The 19,434-nt window shown below is 51.9% G+C and carries 21 protein-coding genes; 12 read left to right on the forward strand and 9 right to left on the reverse strand.

The window, feature by feature from the left end; all coding sequences use genetic code 11:
* The first annotated feature begins 47 nt into the window (after positions 1 to 47).
* The 8 genes from AWR26_RS05080 to AWR26_RS05115 all read left to right on the forward strand — a co-directional run bounded on the left by AWR26_RS05080 (position 48) and on the right by AWR26_RS05115 (position 5,777).
* Positions 48 to 611, forward strand: coding sequence for a helix-turn-helix domain-containing protein (locus AWR26_RS05080; protein ID WP_064564055.1), 564 nt, complete (start codon positions 48 to 50; stop codon positions 609 to 611).
* Positions 608 to 1,135, forward strand: a complete 528-nt coding sequence (locus tag AWR26_RS05085) for a GNAT family N-acetyltransferase (protein ID WP_064564057.1) — start codon at positions 608 to 610, stop codon at positions 1,133 to 1,135. The genes AWR26_RS05080 and AWR26_RS05085 overlap by 4 nt, the downstream gene beginning before the upstream one ends.
* A gap of 246 nt (positions 1,136 to 1,381) precedes the next feature.
* The gene (locus AWR26_RS05090) at positions 1,382 to 2,137 is read left to right on the forward strand and encodes a class I SAM-dependent methyltransferase (RefSeq protein ID WP_064564059.1); all 756 of its coding nucleotides are present in this window, start codon (positions 1,382 to 1,384) and stop codon (positions 2,135 to 2,137) included.
* 152 nt (positions 2,138 to 2,289) lie between these two features.
* A complete protein-coding gene (locus AWR26_RS05095; protein ID WP_064564061.1) occupies positions 2,290 to 2,832 on the forward strand; it encodes a GNAT family N-acetyltransferase in 543 nt (180 codons plus the stop codon).
* Between the two features lie 123 nt (positions 2,833 to 2,955).
* Positions 2,956 to 3,267 carry a hypothetical protein gene (locus AWR26_RS05100; RefSeq protein WP_043952416.1) on the forward strand — a complete coding sequence of 104 codons (312 nt, stop codon included), beginning with the start codon at positions 2,956 to 2,958 and terminating at the stop codon, positions 3,265 to 3,267.
* A gap of 214 nt (positions 3,268 to 3,481) precedes the next feature.
* Positions 3,482 to 3,994, forward strand: coding sequence for a GNAT family N-acetyltransferase (locus tag AWR26_RS05105; RefSeq protein ID WP_064564063.1), 513 nt, complete (start codon positions 3,482 to 3,484; stop codon positions 3,992 to 3,994).
* Positions 3,995 to 4,139: 145 nt separating this feature from the next.
* Complete coding sequence (locus AWR26_RS05110) at positions 4,140 to 4,931, forward strand: OBAP family protein (protein ID WP_064564065.1); 792 nt, start codon at positions 4,140 to 4,142, stop codon at positions 4,929 to 4,931.
* 15 nt (positions 4,932 to 4,946) lie between these two features.
* Entirely contained in the window at positions 4,947 to 5,777 is an 831-nt protein-coding gene (locus AWR26_RS05115; protein WP_064564067.1) for an MBL fold metallo-hydrolase, read from the forward strand.
* A gap of 68 nt (positions 5,778 to 5,845) precedes the next feature.
* Here AWR26_RS05115 and AWR26_RS05120 read toward each other — a convergent pair whose 3' ends face one another.
* Positions 5,846 to 7,102: an MFS transporter gene (locus AWR26_RS05120; RefSeq protein ID WP_064564069.1), complete on the reverse strand. Its 1,257-nt coding sequence runs from the start codon at positions 7,100 to 7,102 to the stop codon at positions 5,846 to 5,848.
* Between the two features lie 275 nt (positions 7,103 to 7,377).
* On the opposite strand from AWR26_RS05120, the gene AWR26_RS05125 reads away from it, so the two are divergent.
* Positions 7,378 to 7,998, forward strand: coding sequence for an HD domain-containing protein (locus tag AWR26_RS05125; RefSeq protein WP_064564071.1), 621 nt, complete (start codon positions 7,378 to 7,380; stop codon positions 7,996 to 7,998).
* Here AWR26_RS05125 and AWR26_RS05130 read toward each other — a convergent pair.
* The 3 genes from AWR26_RS05130 to AWR26_RS05140 all read right to left on the reverse strand — a co-directional run bounded on the left by AWR26_RS05130 (position 7,964) and on the right by AWR26_RS05140 (position 10,347).
* Positions 7,964 to 8,890 carry an AEC family transporter gene (locus tag AWR26_RS05130; RefSeq protein ID WP_064564073.1) on the reverse strand — a complete coding sequence of 309 codons (927 nt, stop codon included), beginning with the start codon at positions 8,888 to 8,890 and terminating at the stop codon, positions 7,964 to 7,966. The genes AWR26_RS05125 and AWR26_RS05130 overlap by 35 nt on opposite strands.
* Before the next feature lie 3 nt (positions 8,891 to 8,893).
* Positions 8,894 to 9,091, reverse strand: coding sequence for a hypothetical protein (locus AWR26_RS05135; RefSeq protein ID WP_064564075.1), 198 nt, complete (start codon positions 9,089 to 9,091; stop codon positions 8,894 to 8,896).
* A gap of 338 nt (positions 9,092 to 9,429) precedes the next feature.
* Positions 9,430 to 10,347 (reverse strand): LysR family transcriptional regulator, encoded by a 918-nt coding sequence (locus tag AWR26_RS05140; protein ID WP_064564077.1) that lies wholly within the window; start codon positions 10,345 to 10,347, stop codon positions 9,430 to 9,432.
* A 118-nt stretch (positions 10,348 to 10,465) separates the two neighbouring features.
* Here AWR26_RS05140 and AWR26_RS05145 point away from each other — a divergent pair, with 118 nt between their 5' ends.
* Entirely contained in the window at positions 10,466 to 10,909 is a 444-nt protein-coding gene (locus AWR26_RS05145; protein WP_064564079.1) for an ester cyclase, read from the forward strand.
* A gap of 47 nt (positions 10,910 to 10,956) precedes the next feature.
* Here AWR26_RS05145 and AWR26_RS05150 read toward each other — a convergent pair whose 3' ends face one another.
* The 4 genes from AWR26_RS05150 to AWR26_RS05165 all read right to left on the reverse strand — a co-directional run bounded on the left by AWR26_RS05150 (position 10,957) and on the right by AWR26_RS05165 (position 17,061).
* The gene (locus AWR26_RS05150) at positions 10,957 to 12,228 is read right to left on the reverse strand and encodes a carbohydrate porin (protein ID WP_227122436.1); all 1,272 of its coding nucleotides are present in this window, start codon (positions 12,226 to 12,228) and stop codon (positions 10,957 to 10,959) included.
* 347 nt (positions 12,229 to 12,575) lie between these two features.
* Positions 12,576 to 13,454 (reverse strand): helix-turn-helix transcriptional regulator, encoded by an 879-nt coding sequence (locus AWR26_RS05155; protein WP_082934074.1) that lies wholly within the window; start codon positions 13,452 to 13,454, stop codon positions 12,576 to 12,578.
* A 13-nt stretch (positions 13,455 to 13,467) separates the two neighbouring features.
* A complete protein-coding gene (locus AWR26_RS05160) occupies positions 13,468 to 14,097 on the reverse strand; it encodes a YbhB/YbcL family Raf kinase inhibitor-like protein (protein WP_064564083.1) in 630 nt (209 codons plus the stop codon).
* A 210-nt stretch (positions 14,098 to 14,307) separates the two neighbouring features.
* Positions 14,308 to 17,061 (reverse strand): inverse autotransporter beta domain-containing protein, encoded by a 2,754-nt coding sequence (locus AWR26_RS05165; RefSeq protein WP_064564085.1) that lies wholly within the window; start codon positions 17,059 to 17,061, stop codon positions 14,308 to 14,310.
* A 493-nt stretch (positions 17,062 to 17,554) separates the two neighbouring features.
* Here AWR26_RS05165 and hxlB point away from each other — a divergent pair, with 493 nt between their 5' ends.
* Complete coding sequence (gene hxlB, locus AWR26_RS05170; protein ID WP_064564087.1) at positions 17,555 to 18,115, forward strand: 6-phospho-3-hexuloisomerase; 561 nt, start codon at positions 17,555 to 17,557, stop codon at positions 18,113 to 18,115.
* Between the two features lie 149 nt (positions 18,116 to 18,264).
* Positions 18,265 to 18,819: a TetR/AcrR family transcriptional regulator gene (locus AWR26_RS05175; protein WP_082934076.1), complete on the forward strand. Its 555-nt coding sequence runs from the start codon at positions 18,265 to 18,267 to the stop codon at positions 18,817 to 18,819.
* 11 nt (positions 18,820 to 18,830) lie between these two features.
* Here the strand turns inward: AWR26_RS05175 and AWR26_RS05180 are convergent, their stop codons facing one another.
* Positions 18,831 to 19,415 (reverse strand): TetR/AcrR family transcriptional regulator, encoded by a 585-nt coding sequence (locus AWR26_RS05180; protein ID WP_064564091.1) that lies wholly within the window; start codon positions 19,413 to 19,415, stop codon positions 18,831 to 18,833.
* Positions 19,416 to 19,434 lie beyond the last annotated feature (19 nt).

Below are 19,434 nucleotides of genomic sequence, written 5' to 3' on the forward strand. Positions count from 1 at the left end.
AGTAATCTCTCTTTTGTGGGAATAATATCTCAAATAAGAGAAATGGCATGAACAACCAGGATTACAGAGCAAGATTAGCCGCACGTCTGGCTGCGCTGCGCTTACAACACACTTGGTCACTTGACGATCTTTCCTCTGCGTCAGGCATCAGCAGGGCATCCTTATCACGCATTGAACGGGGTGAGGTCAGCCCGACTGCTGAGGTTCTCAACCAGCTCTGTATTGTGTACGGGATGACAATGTCCCGGCTGCTAAGCGAGATTGAACAGGCCGCAGATAATCTGTTCAGGGCAGAGCAACAACCCCTGTGGCAGGATGAGCTGAATGGCTTTGAGCGACGCATGTTATTACCGCCTTCTACTCAATTCCGCTGCGAGATGATCGAGGGAAAATTGCGCCCTGGCGCTTTTATTGAATATTCAAGCCCTCCCGTTCAGGGGCTTGAACAATATCTATGGTTATATGCAGGTGAATTAACGATTACGATGAATACTGAAAAATGGAGTTTGCAAGAAGGCGACAGTTTGCGTTTCCATTTATCAGGTTCTTCATCATTCAGCGCTCATCAGAGCCTCGGTGCACATTATATTTTGGTGATATGTAAATCATGATCGAATATGAACTTCTCAGCGCTACACAGGCGCATCAATGCTTACCAGAATTAGGTGACGTGTTGCAGTCTTGTGTAAAAGATGGAGCCAGCGTCGGTTTTACCGATCCCGACGATCGGCAGGCTATTGACCGTTTCTGGAAAGATAAAATTTATAGTCTTGCCAGCCACGATTGCGAGTTATTAATCGCCCGCGATAAGGGTTTTTTAGCCGCAACCGTCATCATTAACTATTGTGGCATTCCGAATGGCCGCCATCGTGCTGAAATATCCAAACTCCTCGTTCATCCACAGGCTCGTCGTCAGGGAATTGCCAGAGAATTAATGCGTCGGGCAGAAGATATGGCCTGGAAAAAAGGTATCTCTTTACTCGTACTTGATACACGAACCGGAGATGTGGCCAGCGACTTATATCTTTCCCTTGGGTGGCAGATAGCCGGGGTAATACCTTGCTATGCGAAGTCGATAGAAAATACCTTACACGGCACAACCTTTATGTACAAAATTAATGATTCCGCTGGCTGATGATATTCATCGGCACTTTTCGCGTTAATACTGATCGTCATGCGAAAAAAAATTACCGGTGCACAGAAATAAACTGAAAAAATAACCGTGTCGTACATTCACCTCAAATGTGAAGCGAGCAGCCTGTCGGAAGCGTTATATCGTCAATAGTGTGGTCTTTTGCCAGTTATAATATGGGGAGTGTTATCTCCCCTGCACTGAATATACTGGCAGGGCGGTGTGAAGAGAGTAACTGGAGAATATCGCATGGAACAGTTCAACAAGAATGCAAAGGCTTACGATAAAATCAGAAGCAAGATAACCTATCCACAGACCCTGTATCGTTATCTTGCCGAACGGGCTCCCGCGACCAGTGCCGCACTGGATATTGGCTGTGGTAATGGGGTTTCCAGCATTCGCCTTAAAGACTATTTCAGTTATGTGGAAGGATGCGATTTAGGGGAGGCGTTAATTGAACGGGCGCGGGTTAACTATCCGGAACTGAGCTTCACCGTTTCCCCGGCAGAAACGTTTTCTCCCGGGCGGACCTTTGACCTGATTACCAGCGCCACCTCTTTTTACTGGATGGATCGTAAAGCGGTGCTGACCAACCTGAAAAGCTGGTTGCGCCCGGAGGGGCTTTTTTGCGCTTACCGATATGATGTCCCGATAATTTATGGCCCGTTACGGGACTACATTGAAAAAGAGCTGGTAACACACTGGGCTGCCCATCGCGATCCCCGTTTAATACAATACGATGATACGCTTGAGTTGATGCGTGATTGCCCGCATTTGCAGGATGCAAGGCGTGAAGCGTTTGCAAATATCCTGTTCCTGAGCGCTGAAGAAGTGGCGCTGTTTTTCCTCTCAACAAGCTATGCCAGCCGTTTTATTGAACTGGAGGGAGGCGAAACTTACCGCAACAATTTTGTGGAAAAAGTGATGTCCATCGGTGGCTCCGAACCGATAGCCGTGAATTTTGATATTCATGCATTCAGCGCCACGTATCTTCCGGCAAACTGAATTATCGCAGGCCGTAACAGCGGCCTTTTTTGTTTGCCACCACAGCAAGCATGCACGATCGAAAATGGAAGATATCCGATCGCCAGGGGCTGTCAGTATTCCGTTATTTTTGTTAATACTATTCCCCCGACATTTTCGTGTATGGATAAATTATGAAGTTATTTTCTACCGAGCGAACTGATGTGCATTTGCTTGTCACCGATCTTGCAGAAAGTTTTCAGCGTTATCTGCTTAATAACAGGTCCCATTTAGCGCCGTTTGAACCATTACGTGATGAAGACTATTTTATGCTCGAAAATATATCGCAAAGAATAATAAACTCACTGAACGATTACGAGAATAGAAAGTGTCTGAACCTTGTAGTGACGTTAAAAAATGAAGATCGCATTATCGCCAGTATTAACTTCACTAATTTCATCTTTGGTGTTTTTCAGGCATGTTACTTAGGTTTTTCACTGGATCACGATTGCCAGGGTAGAGGCTTAATGCATGAATCCCTTGAGGGGTCTCTTCGTTATGTGCGTGAAAACTATGGCATGCACAGGATAATGGCCAATCATCTCCCGGAGAACGAACGCAGTAGCAATACCCTAAGACGTTTGGGGTTTGTAAAAGAGGGATATGCCGAATCCTATTTGAAAATAAACGGTGCCTGGCAGGATCATGTCCTGAACTCATATGTATTTCCTGAGTGATTGCCCCAACAATATACACTCATGTCGCTTACCAAATGACCTGCTGGCGATCACGTTAAATAACTGTTCTGCGGAACTAACCGATCTTCGCGTTATATTTTTAGCATAAAAAGAGGAAAGCTCATGATTGTAAGAACCTGGCACGGCTGTGTTCCACTTAAACATGCGGAAGGTTTCGCGAAACACCTTGAGAAAACCGGTGTCGAGCACGCAAGGGGCATCGAGGGTAATCGAGGCGCGTTCGTGCGCATGGAAGCGCAGGGGGAGTGGGCGCATTTCTTTCTGGCCACTTACTGGCAGGATCTGCAATCGGTGCGGGAGTTTGCCGGAGAAAACTATCATGTGGCGGTAACTTACCCGGATGATGAAGAATTTGGGCTGCTTTCCGACCCTTACGTTTTCCAGCATGACGTGGAAGCCATTTCACCGCTTTAACCTTGCTTGCGGGCCCATTGGTCAGTTACCCATTTGCTATAAAATCCGAATGGCTCCGCATCCGGAACACAGCGCATCCCGCTGCGCGACTTATTTTTATCGCTCGTCTGCCGGTAAGTCAGGAAAGGGGGAAAGATCCTGTGTTGCGGCGCTTAAGGCCACGTCGCTAAAAGGAGAGGGGAATATTACCGGCCATGTTCATAAGGATAACCCGATGACAGATATCACTATCAAACCGGCACAGAGCGAGCATCTGGCGGCATTAAGGGCGATTGAACTCGCCTCATTTGAAACATTGCGTGGCACCGGCGCGGTGACTGGCGCTGCCGTTGCGGGCAGCCTGGACGATTTCAGCAGGCTGAGCGAGGAAGGAATCCTGTTTGCGGCATTCGCAGCAGAGGATATCCCCGTTGGTTTCGCCGGGGCTTATATTACGGAGAACTGGCTGCATATCGCCGAAGCAGATGTGCATCCAGACTGGCAGCGGCAGGGAATTGGTCGGCGGCTGATAAATGCGCTTCTGGCTGAAGGTAAGGCTCGCGGTTTAACCGGCGCCTCGTTGACAACCGATCGTTATGCTCCCTTTAACGCGCCTTTTTATGCCTCGCTGGGGTTCGAAATTCTGCAAGAAGAGTCGCTTTCGCCACGGTTAAAAGCGTTACTGGCAGCAGAGACGATCTCCGGGCTGGCACCGCAGCGCCGGGTTGCGATGCAACTGATGTATTGAGCCATCTTCTCAACGCCTGATTGTCGAGCTTTGACCGGGCAAAGCGTAGCGGATTGTTTTGTAAATCGATGTAGTTTTGACATTTAGTTCGTCGAATCGCCCTGGGTGTACTAAATTCAGTACAGTCATTGTGCGTGGAGAACGGATGAAATCACCTACACTTTTGGTCTTAACAAGCCTCGTATTAACCGGCTGTGGTGCGAATAATTCACCGCCGCAAACGCCGATTCCGGGGGAAAAAACCTCTGCCAAAATGCGTACCCTGGAAACCGGGGCGCAGCTTATTCAATCCCGCCCGCCTGTCGATGCCATTAGCGCTTACCTTGACGGCTTTCATTTTTACAACGGCGATAAAAACGGCCAGATGGAAGCCCACCATTATGTAACCGTGCTTAATGAAGATGTGATGCAGGCCGTCATCTATGACAGCAATACCAAAGATGCCCGGCTGATGGGGGTTGAGTACATCATCAGCGAACGCCTGTTTAAAACGCTGCCGCCGGAGGAAAAAAAACTGTGGCACAGCCATCAGTACGAAGTGAAATCCGGTAGCCTGGTGGCGCCCGGTCTGCCGGCGATGGCTGATAAGGCGTTGATGAGCAAGATCGTTAATACCTACGGCAAAACCTGGCACACCTGGCATACCGATCGCGATAAGACGCTGCCGCTGGGTATTCCGGCGCTAATGATGGGCTTTACCGGCGAAGGGCAGCTTGATCCGGCACTGCTGGCGGACCGGGACCGTCGGCTTGATGTCAATACTCAGGACATCAAACGAGCGCGCCAGAATATTATCGCGCACCCTGTGATCAAAGGGGCCAACGCATGGGAGCAGGGCGAGGTGATTCAGCTCAAACGGGTGCCGGGCGCAGGTGAGCATGCTCATGGCGATACCGGTTTCGGGCAGGCGGAGCAAACCCGCAAGGCGAATAACTAACCTACGGGAGAAAACATGCGGATTCATCATCTTAATTGTGGTTGTATGTGCCCGTTTGGCGGCGCGTTATACGATGGTTTCAGCAAAGGGCTCCACGCGCATCTGGTCTGCCATTGCCTGCTGATTGAAACCGAGCGGGACGGGCTGGTGCTGGTGGATACCGGTTTCGGGCGCGAGGATATACGCCAGCCTTCGCAGCGGCTTTCCGGCTTTTTTCGTCTGCTGAATAACATTCAGCGGCGCGAAGCGTTAACTGCACGCTCGCGTATTGAGGCGCTGGGCTTTCGCGCGGAGGATGTGCGGCACATCATCCTCACGCATCTTGATTTTGACCATGCCGGCGGGCTAAGCGACTTCCCTCATGCACAGGTGCATCTATTGCAGCGGGAGTTCGATACCGCGCAGCAGCGTCATCGTTGGCTGGCGCGCGAGCGTTACCGTCCCGCCCAGTGGAGCGGCATCTCCGGCTGGAAATGCTATCAACCGCAAGGTGAAAAATGGTACGGCTTTGAAGCGGTGACGGCCTTGCATGGGCTGCCGCCAGAAATCCTGCTGCTGCCGCTGGCAGGGCATACGCTGGGCCATGCGGGTATTGCGATAAAACAGACGCACGGCTGGCTGCTTCATGGCGGCGATGCCTGGTTCTTTCGCGACGAAATGCACCCGCAAAAATCGCGCTGTACGCCCGGCCTGCGCTTTTATCAATGGATGATGGCAATGGATAACGGTGCCAGACGCCATAACCAGCAACGGTTGCGGGAACTCTTAACTCATCACGCTGATGAGATCACCGCCTTTTGCAGCCACGACGCGTGCGAACTACACGCATTAATGGCACAACGGTAACACTCCGTGGGCTTTCCCGGTCGTTCTGCCGCGATTCTCTGCTGTGTCAAAAAGGGCAGTGAATAGCCTTATTGCGCGGCAATTTTCGTCGCGCTTCTGATGGGAATGAGCAAAGGCAATATGCAAAGTACCAGCAGCGCGACAACGACTAATGTCTGTTTTACCCCAATCGCATCGCCTGCCAGGCCATAAATAAGCGGCATAAGTGCGCCACATCCCAGCGACGCGGTATAGAAAATAGCAAATGCGCGGGTTTGCTGATGCGGTCTGGCGAGTTCGGCTACGCTGCCATACAGAATGGACGAGGTTCCGTTCAGCGCGACACCCAGCGGAACCAACAGCAGCCAGCTTACCTGCAAAGGGGCAACCGTCATTCCCAGCACAATGGCCGAGGTAATGATCTCACTGGCCGCGACGGTTTTGATAACACCGAGTTTTGTCGCCAGCACCCCGCAAACCAGTTTGCCAAATGCTCCGCCAATAAAAATTAAGGTCAGCGCAAAGCCGATTTGCGTTGCAGAAGCGCCCCTTGCGGCCATTAAAAAGGGAAGAAATGTCAGCGTGCCGGTACGCGTGGCGTTGTCGATACTGCCAATCACGCACAGCGCAGTGAAAGCGCGTTTGCGAAGCGGCTCAGGGAGTTTTGCGCTGGCGGCAACCTGCTGCTTCTGCTGTGTCGCTTCTTTGCCCGCCAGCGTAGCCACCTGGGGCGCTTTTTTGCCATCCGCAGGCAGTAACACATAAAGACCGAGAGTGACGAGGAAACCCAAAAGCGCAATCAACTGCAGTGCGGTTCCCCACGTAATAATCAACAGGCAGGCAGAAAGCGTACTGGGGATGATCCCTTTACCTACATCGCCGAAAAAGTTGTAGGTGCTGAGCGCGATACGGGCGCGCTGAGGGGGATAAAACCGCGTAATAAAGCTGGAGGAGAGCGGATGCTGAACGCTGGCACCAAGGCCGCCAATCACAATCAAGATCATGAGCTGTATCAGCGTTTCTGACGTTCCATACAGCAGCAGCGCGACGGTTAAAAGCAGCGTGCCGCCGATTAACACTTTCCGCTCGCCGTATTTTCTGCCCAGTTCTCCCGATGGGATCTGAAACGCCGACATCGCGCCAGAAAATAGCATCTTCAGTAAACCGATCTGCGCCATTGAAAGCCCAAATTGCTGCTGCCAGAGGGCAAAAAGCACATAGTGCATGTCCGTCGCGCCATCATGAAAAAGGTGAGCAAGGCCGGTTGCACCCAGCACTTTGCGGCTCTGCGGTTTCTCGATGGTCGATGAATTATCTTTCTCAATGGAACCTGAATCCACGCTCATTCTTCCTCCTGCACTATTAATGGCTATATTCACACTAAACCGGGCAGGGAAAACAGCGTGTTGTTATGTTTGTTTTGCATAAGCAATGCAGATTTTTTAATGGGTGTTGTTATTTGTTGATAGTGATTCAGCCGTTAATTTCATTCTCTTTATTGTGGAATAACTGCAGAGGTAAAACCGGCAGAGTCTGTGCGTGTTTTAATTCTACCTTATAACGTTTTAAGCTGGCGCAGCGCGTTAAATCCTCAATAATGGATCCTCGCTCAGGAGGAATAATGGAATTAACGCGTAAAGCACAACTCTTTGCTACCCAGGCGCATGAACGCGCGGGCCAGACACGGAAATTCACCGGTGAACCTTACATTGTGCATCCGGCGTCCGTCGTACAGATATTAATGTCCGTTGCCCCTTCCGCGGAGATGATTGCTGCCGCCTGGCTGCATGATGTGGTGGAAGATACGGATATTTCGCCGCAGGTTATCGAGGCTGAGTTTGGCCCACTCGTCGCACAGTATGTTGAAATGCTGACGGATGTGCGCACGCGCCGTACGGGCGGGGAACGCATCGCGCGTAAGAACGCCAATTTGCTGCACAGCGCCAGGGCGTGCCCGGAGGCGCAGACGATTAAACTTTGCGATTTAATTGATAATGCCTCTTTGGTAGTCGAGCGCGATCCGCTGTTTGCACGCAAATATCTGCTGGAAATGAAGCGATTATTGAGCGTATTAACCGCCGGGCATCCGCAGCTTTATCAGCAGGCGAGCGCGCTTTGCGAAAGTGGGCTGGCCGCGCTGCGTAAGCAGCCGGAAGCCGCCCGGTGGCTGGAAGAGCGCTGGGCCAGATATGAAGCGGATTTATCCCTCAGTTCGGTGACAGTTGGGTCAGCATCAGAATAAAGGGAATGGTCGCCGCCGCCAGCACCGTTTGCACGGAAATAATTCCGGCAGAAAGCCGATGATCGCCGCCGAGAAGTTTGGTCATGATATAGGCGGAAGGCGTACAGGGCAGGGCATTAAACAGGACGACGGTGGCCAGTACCGGCCCGGAAATGCCCAATTCAACGCCAATAAACAGCGTGATAAGCGGTACCAGTAATAGTTTCACAAACGACGACTGTAATACCGGCCCGTGCGCCGAGCGCGCAGCTTTAAGATCGAGCCCTGCACCCACCGCCAGTAAGCCCAGCGGCAGCGATGCGCCGCCGAGAATATGCAGAATATTGCCGACCACATCCGGGAGTTTGAGCGTACTGACATTAAACGCCAGCCCCGCGACCACCGAGATAATCACCGGATTACGTACCAGTGCCCTGATTATCTGCCATACGCCTGGCCGTTTCCCCTGCCCGTAATGCATCAGGATGATGATAGACGCAACATTCAGCAGGGGAATAGCCACGGCGATACTGATAGACGTGACCGTCAAGCCGGTAGTGCCGTAAGTGGCCGCCGCCGCCGCAACGCCAATATAGGTGTTAGGGCGCAGCGCGCCCTGAATAACGGAAGAAAACACCGTTCTCGGCTGGCTTCGCCATATCCGCCACAACCAGAGTGACACCGCGGCAATCACCACGGCACCCAGAATCGACCATGCGATTGGCCTGACCGGGAAATCATTCAGACTTGCCGTTGCCACCTGAGAAAACATCAGCGCCGGAAACAGCCAGAAATAATTGAGTTTTTCGCAGGGCAGCCAGAACTGATGATCAAGCAGGTTTTTGGCCCGCAATACAAATCCCATAACAATCAGGAACATCACCGGCGCAAGCGAATACAACGTCGTCATCATTTCTCAAATGTATCCTTTCGTCAGTACCACCAGACCGTAAACGGCAATAAAACCTGTCAGCAGACGTTCATAAAGCGGCGCGCTTGCCCGGCGGAAGAGAAAATTTCCTGGCGCCCAGTAGATAAATAAGGCCACGGGAGCGGCGATAAAGCCTTCAATACTTAATGCTGTGGGGCGAAGCAGCGCCAGAGTTGCGAGCAATTGAATGTGTATTTTTTATGACAGTTCTTTGACATGCTTTTAAATGATAATTTTTACATTTATATATCTTTTAATTATTTATCAGAGTATATCTTATATTATTGCTTGCCAGCCCCGCGATGACTGCTTTGCTAAATATCAACAATCAATATCTCAAAAATAAATATAAGTTTTTATCGCGATAAATATAAATAATGCGTTTTGTCTTATGGCGACAGGGAGTCATTTTCTCGGGCGAGCGTTTTTATTTCTGTTTATCAATATGTCAGATCGAGGTTGCTGCGCAGAGAATCTCTTCTGCGCCAGCCGTCGGGCGATTTGTTGTGACCGGCGGCAATTCATTCAGCGCACGTGCTGAATTGCGCATGGATTAATTTCCGCAGCCATTGGTGCGCATTACCGCCATCCGAGCGGCGGTGCCACAGCAGATGAAACGCAATCTCCGGCAGTGCCAGCGGCGGCTTGAGCAGCACAATATCGTCATGGGCTTCATCCACCAGCACGCTGCGGCGAAGTACCGTCGCGACATAATTGGTCCGCGCAATAATCCGCGAGACGGCCGACATCGTGGGCAGCGTCAGGCGCACCATTCTGCTGAGCCCCTGCTTGCGGAGCTGCTCATCCACCAGCCCGTAGTGATTGCCTTCGGGCGAGACCAGAATGTGCTTCATGGCGAGATAGCGTTCCAGCGTCATGCCGTGACGCGCGGCGTCACTGTCGCGACGAACGAGGGTGACAAACTCATCGCGGATCAATGGCTGCGACAGAATGCGTTTTTCCGTCCGGGTTGGCACGATACCGATGACCAGATCGACCTCGCCGCTATCAAGCATCGCCACGGACTGATCGCGATCGACAAAAGTGCGCACATGGATCGTGACATCCGGCGCCTGCTGGCTGAGCGTGCGCATAATCGTCGGCATTAGCACCATCAGCGGATATTCCGACATACCCAACGTGAAGGCCACACTTCGATTATGCGGACTGAACGCCTCTTCCGGCGTCAGCAGATGGGCTATTTCGTCCAGCGCGCGGCCGACATGCAGATGGATCTCTTTGGCTCTTGCCGTGGGCAGTAATCCGCTGGCGCTACGAATAAACAGCGGATCGGCAAAATGGGTGCGCAGACGCGCAAGCGCGGCGCTCATTGCCGGCTGGCTGACCGACGCTTTACCGGCGGCACGGGTGACATTCTGCTCCTCCATCAACGCGTTAAAGGCGACGAGAAGATTCAGATCAAGCCCTCTAAAATCCATAAAACGAATACTCCTCTATATCTTATATTTGTTTTATTTATTGATATCGCGAATGTGATACTAGCGGCGTACGGCAAATAAGCCAATGCAAAACCGTCAGCCTGCGAGGTAGGTAGTGATGTCAGACCATAATGAAACGGCGAATCGTCTTGTGCGCGAGCGCGAGGCGGTAGAAAAAATCTATCAGGCGTTTAGCCTGCAAAACCCCGATCTGCTCGATGAAGCGGTGACGCCAGACTGGCAGGACATTCCGCTGGCTCCCGGCCAGGCTGCCGGGCCGCAAGGGCTAAAACCGATCATCAGAAGCTTTATCGCGGCTTTTCCCGATGTGCAGATTGTCGTTCAGGATCTGATGCAGCTTCCCGGTAAGATTGCCGTTCGCGCGGAGATTACCGGGACGCATCAGGGGACGTTTATGGGCATGGAAGCGACGGGGAAATTTGTGCGCATCCGTTTGCATGAGATGCACGAACTTAACGGTGAGCGCGTGACAAAAACCTGGCATATGGAAGACTGGTTCGGGCTGTTTATGCAGTTGGGCAAATTGCCTTCTCTGTCTTAAGCGCAAAAAAATCCACGCCGTAGCGTGGATTTTTGCTTTTTGGGGGATCAGAAGCTGATGTTCGCTGTCAGGCCGCCAACAAAGGCGTCATCAACCTGGCTGACCGCGCCCGGTGCGGAAATGTATTGCAGGTTCGGGCGAATTTGCAGCCATTTCGTCGCCTGAATGTTGTAATAGATTTCGTAGTTGTACTCGGAGCCGTCCTGAATCGGCAGATAGGCCAGGCTGTTATAGTCCGTCTCGCCGTTGAAGCGGTTCTCGTCGCCCAGCAGGCGGGTATAGGAGGAGTTGATATGGATACGGCCTGCGCCGATACCAATTTCATCCTGCGGACGTGCATCAAACGGCCCTTTCCACGTCAGCGCAATCGACTGATAATTGTCGGTTTTTGACGTTTTGTGGTCGTTCATCACCGCCTGAACGGTCAGCGTAATACCACGATCGCTGGAGCCGCCCTGCGCGGTCAGTTGTTGCTGGGCGAGGATATAGCCGCCGTAAGAGTGGGCGGTATCCTGATAACTGCCATCGCGCCATGAGCCATAAACATTGTCATTGGTCGAGGAGTAGTAGTAACCAAGACGGTAGTTCCCCGGCAGTTTGTCCGCGCCGAGCAGCGGTTTCCAGCCCAGTTCTACCGGAACCAGGTTGCCTTCTGTCGGGTTGAATTCAAAACGGAAACCGTCGCCGCGATCGTAGTTATACGGGTTCTGGTTGTAGAAACCGACCTGCATAAAGACTTCCGGCGTGAAGTTAATGCGCACGCGACCGCCCCACTGGGAAACCGGCCAGTTGTACCAGTGATCGCCGCGCCAGTTACCCGCCTGGCCGCTGCCGAACGCCAGGTTCTGGAACTTGCTGTCGAAGTTATCGAAATCTTCGCCAACGGTCACGCGCCCGGCTTTCACATCCAGTACATCATCAAAGAAACCTTTACGTAGCCAGAACTGTGTCAGACGCCAGGTCTGCCCGCGGCCATACACCTCCTGCGGGGAAGAGAGCATGCCGGTGCGCGGATCGGCTACCTGATCGGCAATATTCTGCCCGTCACGGTTGGTGATGGTTAACTGGAACTCGGCATCCTGCCAGTTAAGCAGTTTTTGCAGATCGAGATTAACGCCGAACGCCTGCTGATCGCTGTAGCGCGCTGTCGTTGAGGTGTTATAGCCGCCAGCCAGATTTGATGCGGCTTCCATGGTGTAATTCACCTGGAAATCGACACCCTCCTTCTGTAGCTCGGTGCGGGTTCCGCCCCAGTCACCAAACATCCACGGGGAATCGGCGCTAAAGGCGTCCGCCGCATGGGCAAGGCTTGGCTGCATACAAAGGAATAAGGCTCCGGATAAAGCAGATATTACAGGTTGTTTCACCACTGTTTTTATATGTTTCATAATGTTTATTCTTAGGCAAGGGGGGTTATTCGGAATTTTGAGTGTAATAACTGTGTATTTTTAATTTTATAAATTTGTGCGAGAAAAATTATCTTGTCTAAAAAATATGATCATCAGCACAAAATTAGCTTCACGTTATTTTCAATTGTGATTTTTAGTGAATGACTTCGTAAAAACCTTGCCGAAATAGCCCCCAGCCTGGTAACGAAAAAAGAGGAATAACGCGTCTTTTTGCCCGATATATCATTTAAAAATAATATGATCAGGAAGAAAAAACGTTAGCGCACCCGGGAAGGCGGCATCGAAAAGCGTTTTTTAAACTGCTCCGCAAATCTTGCATAAGAGAGATAGCCGCACTGTTCTGCGACCTCTTGCAGGGTGAAGGCGGTGGTTTGCAGCAGAAACATCGCATGCATCATTCGTGTTTCCAGCAGCAATGTCTCGAAACGAGAATTTTCACTCGACAGTCGGCGTCTTAATGTTGATTCACTCATCGCCAGCCGTTTTCCCGCCTCTTTCGCCGTCCAGTGTTGCTCCGGCGCTTTTTGCAATAATTCCCGCAGTTGCAGGGTGACAGATCGTTTTGCCAGCGGTAAAAAACAGTGGCCGTGCTCCGCCAGCACCAACAGCAGATCCAGTAGCCGTAACGCCAGGCGATTATCATCAAGTTCCGGCCGGTTAAGGCTTGTCTGTAAAGTAAAAAGCGAATCGATAAGTGCTTTCTTCAACGGAATAATGGCGATTTCAGTAACGGAACTGACGCGAGAAATAACATCGGTATAGCGTCTGGCAAACTCGCGAATGACGTTTGCCGAGATTGTCAGAAATAATGACTGGAAAGGCTGGCCGTCACTGTCAGGATATTTTTCAATATCAATACAGGTATCTTGTGCAATAAGACAGGCACTCGTTGACGGCGTCAGAATTTGCGTTGAATGAGCTGTATGCAGAACCAGCGAACCCGACAAAATAATAATCAGGGTAGCCTGCGGAAAATAAAAATCGCTGGTGCTCTGGCGATTGCGCAGCAGCGGCCGGGAGAGTGAACAGAGGTTATCCCGATTAATTAAACGGGGGGCAAAAAAGGGGAGATCCCCGACGGGCTGAATATTCAGCAGTTCATGCGATTCTATTTCTACCATCGGGGGCTGAAGCATAGCGGAACCTTGATTAACGAACCGTCGGGTTAAGCGAGTAGAGTCCGGTCAATTCAGCTTGCGCCAGGACATTCACCGATTCTATGGCTTTACGGACATTTTGTCCTGTCAATGCGCCATCCACCGGCAGGCTGGCCACATCCAGCGCATACAGCGTAAACACGTAACGATGGACGATTTCATCATTCCACGGCGGGCACGGGCCGTCGTAGCCATGATAGTCGCCGCTCATCTGCGCATCGCTGGCAAACCACAGAGAATAGTCGTTTATGCCGTGGCGATAACCTGCTGGCAAGCTGGCGAGCGTTTTTCCTTTTGGCGTCACGCCGGAAGAGAAAGCTGATTCTGCCAGTTCCTGCTGCGTGACGGGAATATCCAGCAAAATCCAGTGATAAAAATCGATGCGTGGCAGCGTGCTGGAAACCACGCGCCCCTCCTGATTAACGTCATCGCCGCGGGAAGGAACATCCGGATCGTGGCATAACAGCGCCAGTGATTTCGTTCCCACCGGGACCTGATCCCAGGCAAGATGCGGGCTGGCATTCTGCGACAGCGTAATATGCCCCTCGCTGGCGGGCACGGCGAAGGCGTTTTTTCCGGGAATAACATCACCATTACTGAAGTTGTGGCTGAACAGTTTCATCTCTGCATCCTCATTTCACGTCGCGGGAAAGCGATATGTTAACCCGTGGCGGATTTCAGGCCGCAACATATCCAGTCAATTGGCGTTCATATCCGGTCAAAATGACAGTGTCAGGGGCAAAAAAAAGTGACGGACCAACGCCATGTTGTCCGTCACCTGGGGGAGCGTTAACCGGTAAGGCGTTTTCCACTCTTACCGGATGCGCTGCGGTTAGTTGAAGTGAATACCATCATAAGTGATGCTGCAACAGGCAACATTGCTGACCCGAACGCTGAAGCCCGCTGTACCGGAAGCAACGGTACTGGTCGCGCTGATGGTTGCCGTTCCGTTAGCATCCGTCATGGTCTGGGTTGTCGACAAGGTCATCGGATCCGTGGTGCTCAGGGTTAGCGTCTGACCGGCGACAGGTTGCCCGTTATCGGGGCGAATCAGCCTCACCGTAAAGACGTTCTGATCCACGCCGTTAGCCGGGGAATAATCCGTGACCATCCTGAACATGCTTTGCAGCATGAGGAAATTCACCGTGCTTGTCGCTTCGTTACCATTATCCAGAGAAGCGATAACCGTATTTTTTATCGCCGCAAGCGAGACCACTTCTGTTCTGGCTTTACCATTGGCATCGGTCGTCGCCTGAGTGCTCAACACCTGGCTGAGCGTATCCTGGGTTTTAAAAGTGATGTTAACGCCAGCGATTGGATTTCCTTTGATATCCAGCACGGTGGCTTCCACTTCGTCCTTATCCATGCCATCTCGCAATGCATTGTCTTTGGTGGTCATCAGGTTAACCTGCGCCCGCGTTATACGGGATTCGAACTCCACATCGATCTGGCGGCTGGTGCCGTTGTCCAGCGTTGCCGTCACCGTACTGGTGCCGTCCTGCAGGCTGGTCAGATCGACAGTGACGATGCCATTGCTGTCGGTGGTCGCGGTTGATGTTGAAACCACTGCGCCATTATTTGCCGTGAGGGTAACCTTCTGGCCAGCCTGCGGCTTACCGTTGTTGTCGGTGACCACTATCCGCACGCTGTTTTTGTCGCTGCCATCGGCCAGCGCATTATTACGCGTTACGGTCATGTCGCTCAGGATAAAGCTGATCACCGGCGTAAAATGGGTATCCACCGATGTTGTGGTGCCATTGCTTAACGCCGCCGTCACCGTCGTGGTTCCTGCGGTGATATTGGTCAGCGTGGCCCTGGCCAGCCCGTCAGCCCCCGTTGTTCCGGTCATCGTCGTGACCTGCGCGCCATTGTTGGCAGTGAAGGTCACGCTTTCTCCGGCAAGAGGATTGCCGTTACCATCTGTCACTTCCACCTGCACAGCGTTGGCTGAGTTACCATCGGCCAGTGCATTATTGCGCGTGACCGTCATGTTGTTCAGCATCGCGCTGGTCGACGACGTGAAGGTGGTTTTGACAGACGTTGCCGCGCCACTGGCCAGTGAAGCGGTGACGATGGCGCTTCCCGGCTGGGTGCTGGTCAGCGTTGTCTCTACAACCCCGTCGGCGTCAGTTGTTGCGCTGAGCGTGATGATTTTCGCCCCATTATCGGCGCTAAACGTGACGGTCTGCCCGGCGAGCGGGTTACCGTTACCATCGGTCACTTTTGCCTTCACGGCGTTGGTGGCGATGCCATCGGCCAGCGCATTATCGCGGGTAACGATAAGATCGCTGCCCTGGATGGTGGCGACAGGCGGGTTCACCGTTACCTCTGTGCTGGCACGGTTTGATTTGTTGCCCTGGTTATCCCAGGCCACGGCGCGAATGGGCCAGGTGTTGTTGCCGCTCTGCCACGGTGGGAGAACAACGGTGGCCGTGGTCGTGCCCGTCACGTTAATTTTACCGCCAGCGGCCAGCAGTTCCGGCGCATCCCACTCGACGCGTTTCACCCCGTGTTTTGCGGTGACGATGGCGTCCAGTGCGATCGTGTCACCGGCGTTGCCGCTTTGTCTGGCCGGTAGCGCCAGCGTAATCATCTCCCGCTTACGGTAATCAAGCACAATTGCATTGTTACGCTCGACCAGATCGTGACGGCTTCCGGCCAGGCTACGCATGATACCCACTGCATCCGGGTTAAGCTGCTCGCGCAGCGAAACGCCCGGTCGATAACGTAACATCAGCGAGAAGCGGGTATCGTTGATGCCGCTGCCTGTCTGATAATCCACCCCTGCCGTCAGCAGTGGCACGGGCGTCCAGTTCAGCCCTGCCGTAATCGCGCGCGGGTTATTTTGCCGGTTGTTCTTATCAACCAGCGCCACGTTGCTCCCACGATACTGCTCATACACCAGACGGCCGCCCAACTGCGGATAATCAGGCAGCCAGGCTTCGGCGCGAATGTCCCAGCCATCCGCCGGGCGTTCATCGTAATTAGCGAAATCGCGGGACTGATGCCAGCCGGTGAGGCCGAAATAGGTGTTCGCGCTCAGCCGCAGATAGTCGGTCCAGGCTTCAGCCCCGAAACCCACGCGGCGGTTGCTGCCGGTGAAGTCGTTATCCAGAAACAGGTTAGCGCCGTACATCCAACTGCCGTGAAGCGTTCGCCATCCGAGCCCCAGGTTGCCGGTTTGCCGCCCCTCCGGCGCACGATATCCGAGCTGCGCAAACAGAATATTCTTCGGGCCGTCATAGAGCGGCAGCAAAAAATCTAACGCGCTATCGCCCCAGTTCCCTTTGGTATCAACGTTCAGTTGCACGCGAGCGGTACCGAACTGCGAGAGCCAGGCCTGCACTTCACTGTTGGCTGCGCCAGAAACATGGCCCAGCGCCAGGTTTTTCAATGCTTCTGACTGGTCATCCGCTTGCAGTGCTGTGCCGGTGGCCATCGTTGCAGCAGAAAAACGGTTTTCTGTGTTGTTTTGGCTGTCAGTGGTTAAAGAGGGCGTTGGCAGAGCAGCGTGTGCCAGCGGATGCCAGACGGGTAATAGCTGCGTCAGTATCAATAATCCCGAGGTAGTTTTTTTAATATCCATCAATAATGCTTCCATTCCTTTCGGCAGGTGTCCCTAAGAAATAATTATTCATCCCGGTAGTAACAGGCGCAGTAATCATTCAGTTTGCACGCTATTCCCGGTTATTTTTCTAACGACTCTGGAATTTACACGATCTCTGGATTGAATTAAGAACATAGAATCCGAAAAAGGGTATGGATCGGTGAAAAATAAGATGGTGTTATCACCATGAATTATTGTATGTGTTTCTTGTCTGGTGCCGTAAATATAGGTTGTGGCTTTTTTTGAAGAGGATTTTTGTATTTGTGTCTGCGTCTTTTTTTAAAGATTAAGTGTATTTTCTATTTTTAATTAAGATATTTCCCTTTCTGTTGCAGTATGCTGAGGCAGACAAATAACCGCAGCGGCATCACGGCAGCGGAATATTTTACGCTCTGCTGCTTATCTTCTGCGCAGATCCCGGTATGCTCTTGTCTCGGGTTGAGGTATAGCAACGGCTTCAGGAGAAAAGAAAATGGGCGTGCAGCAAAACATCCGCAGTATTTTAAATGAGCTGGCGCAAAACGCGCAGAGTATTGATGACGCGCAGGCCGGGCAGCTTATCGCGCATATCAGAAAAGCGGGCCATATCTTTTTGCAGGGTGCCGGGCGAAGCGGCATTGCTATCCGTGGTTTCGCCAACCGACTTTTACACCTTGGTTTTTCCGTCAGCGTGGTGGGGGAAATTTCTTCGCCGCACAGCAAACCGGGGGATTTATTGATTATCGGTTCCGGCAGCGGCGAAACCGGCAGCCTGAAAAGTCTGGCGCAAAAAGCGGTGGACAGCGGGGTGGATGTGGCGCTGATTACCCTGAACGCCGACTCTTCCATTGGCCGCCTGGCAAACTGCGTACTGGTCTTACCGGGCACGGCAAAAACAGAGCATGCGCGCGTTGAAGGCGCTTTTTCCCAGCCGATGGGTTCCGCTTTCGAGCAGCTCTGTTTCATTACCTGTGACGCGATTATTCTTGAACTAATGGCGCAGCTTGGCGAGTCCAGCAATAGTATGTTTAACCGGCACGCGGATTTTGAATAATGACACGGAGCGCGTTGCGCTTCGTTAATTTATTTTCTCGTTGCTGATTATTTGCGTGATGACGGTCGTAATTTCTTTGTTCTGTTTTGCGCTGGCTTGGTGTTATTAACATTTCATTATATGATGGTGCTTATTTTCGGAGCCAGACAATGAATCGTCACGATCTTATACTCCACGCCGCCAGAACCTGCATGATAGAAAAAGGCTTCCATAATGCCTCCATTAAAAATATCGCGGCCTGCGCTAATGTCAGTACCGGGCTTATCTACCGCTATTTTGAAAATAAGGAAAGCATCATTGAAGCGCTGGTACGCGATATTGTTAATAATATGAAAAGTCACCTCGATGACAAACCCGCGCGTGATGAGAATCAGCCGCTGGATATATTCCAGAGGTCGGATTTTTTTGCTGATTTACAGGATAATATCTTTATGTTGATGGATATCGCCTCCGCTGCGACCCGTAATACGCGCTACAAAAAGCTGGTGGCGGAGGCGCACAACGCCCTGCAGGATGATATTGTCCGGCGCGAAAAGCAGCAACATCCGGCGATGAATGAGTCGATTTTTCGTACCCGCCATTATGTCACCACCCTGCTGCTGGATGGCGTCATTGTGCAGTGCGGCAGAAAAGGTTATGTCGTCGATGACGAATTACGCCAGATGATTAATGCAATTGTAAATAAGCTGCTACACGCGAAATAAATCCGTTTCTTTCAGGCATTCGGCTGATTGCCAAAAATCAGCGTATTAAGACGCACCAGCTCATTTTCATTGAGTTGTTGATCGTAAACCACCCGACAAATAAAGCCATCGATAATAGTCAGCAGCAGACGAATTTGCGCCCGGCTAAAGGGTTGCTGCGTTTCGCCATTCAGGATCTCGCTGTTTCCGGCCAGATAATTAATGGTCTGTTCTTCTTCGTCAGTTAATATTTTTCGCACCTGTTCATTTCTGGATGCTTCCGAATAACTCTCCAGCAATAACGCATGTTCGCGCTGACTCCAGCCGGACCAGAAAGCGGATTCGATATTAAGAAGATCGCTCAGCGTCGTATCAGGCCGTAGCTGGCGAAATAAAAATGCCCGCCATTCGGCGGCGACACTTTTCACCACCTCATTAATCAGCGCCTCTTTACTGTGAAAATCACGATAAAGCTGGCCGGCACCATAACCTGAGCGGCTGAACAACTCAGCCATACTGCACCCGTGAAAGCCGTGCTCGCTGAAACATGCTTTTGCCGCTTCAATGATCTGCTGTTTACGCGTGCAGTTGCGTTGTGGATTCGTCTCCTGATTCATCTTCCTGCTCCGGTTAAGA

The organism is Kosakonia oryzae, from assembly GCF_001658025.2.
Taxonomy (GTDB): domain Bacteria; phylum Pseudomonadota; class Gammaproteobacteria; order Enterobacterales; family Enterobacteriaceae; genus Kosakonia; species Kosakonia oryzae.

Bases quoted from the DNA above. Each gene is read 5' to 3' on its own strand.
- AWR26_RS05080 (WP_064564055.1), top strand. From the start codon at position 48: ATGAACAACCAGGATTACAGAGCAAGATTAGCCGCACGTCTGGCTGCG.
- AWR26_RS05085 (WP_064564057.1), top strand. From the start codon at position 608: ATGATCGAATATGAACTTCTCAGCGCTACACAGGCGCATCAATGCTTA.
- AWR26_RS05090 (WP_064564059.1), top strand. From the start codon at position 1,382: ATGGAACAGTTCAACAAGAATGCAAAGGCTTACGATAAAATCAGAAGC.
- AWR26_RS05095 (WP_064564061.1), top strand. From the start codon at position 2,290: ATGAAGTTATTTTCTACCGAGCGAACTGATGTGCATTTGCTTGTCACC.
- AWR26_RS05100 (WP_043952416.1), top strand. From the start codon at position 2,956: ATGATTGTAAGAACCTGGCACGGCTGTGTTCCACTTAAACATGCGGAA.
- AWR26_RS05105 (WP_064564063.1), top strand. From the start codon at position 3,482: ATGACAGATATCACTATCAAACCGGCACAGAGCGAGCATCTGGCGGCA.
- AWR26_RS05110 (WP_064564065.1), top strand. From the start codon at position 4,140: ATGAAATCACCTACACTTTTGGTCTTAACAAGCCTCGTATTAACCGGC.
- AWR26_RS05115 (WP_064564067.1), top strand. From the start codon at position 4,947: ATGCGGATTCATCATCTTAATTGTGGTTGTATGTGCCCGTTTGGCGGC.
- AWR26_RS05120 (WP_064564069.1), bottom strand. From the start codon at position 7,102: ATGAGCGTGGATTCAGGTTCCATTGAGAAAGATAATTCATCGACCATC.
- AWR26_RS05125 (WP_064564071.1), top strand. From the start codon at position 7,378: ATGGAATTAACGCGTAAAGCACAACTCTTTGCTACCCAGGCGCATGAA.
- AWR26_RS05130 (WP_064564073.1), bottom strand. From the start codon at position 8,890: ATGATGACGACGTTGTATTCGCTTGCGCCGGTGATGTTCCTGATTGTT.
- AWR26_RS05140 (WP_064564077.1), bottom strand. From the start codon at position 10,347: ATGGATTTTAGAGGGCTTGATCTGAATCTTCTCGTCGCCTTTAACGCG.
- AWR26_RS05145 (WP_064564079.1), top strand. From the start codon at position 10,466: ATGTCAGACCATAATGAAACGGCGAATCGTCTTGTGCGCGAGCGCGAG.
- AWR26_RS05150 (WP_227122436.1), bottom strand. From the start codon at position 12,228: ATGCAGCCAAGCCTTGCCCATGCGGCGGACGCCTTTAGCGCCGATTCC.
- AWR26_RS05155 (WP_082934074.1), bottom strand. From the start codon at position 13,454: ATGCTTCAGCCCCCGATGGTAGAAATAGAATCGCATGAACTGCTGAAT.
- AWR26_RS05160 (WP_064564083.1), bottom strand. From the start codon at position 14,097: ATGAAACTGTTCAGCCACAACTTCAGTAATGGTGATGTTATTCCCGGA.
- AWR26_RS05165 (WP_064564085.1), bottom strand. From the start codon at position 17,061: ATGGATATTAAAAAAACTACCTCGGGATTATTGATACTGACGCAGCTA.
- hxlB (WP_064564087.1), top strand. From the start codon at position 17,555: ATGGGCGTGCAGCAAAACATCCGCAGTATTTTAAATGAGCTGGCGCAA.
- AWR26_RS05175 (WP_082934076.1), top strand. From the start codon at position 18,265: ATGAATCGTCACGATCTTATACTCCACGCCGCCAGAACCTGCATGATA.
- AWR26_RS05180 (WP_064564091.1), bottom strand. From the start codon at position 19,415: ATGAATCAGGAGACGAATCCACAACGCAACTGCACGCGTAAACAGCAG.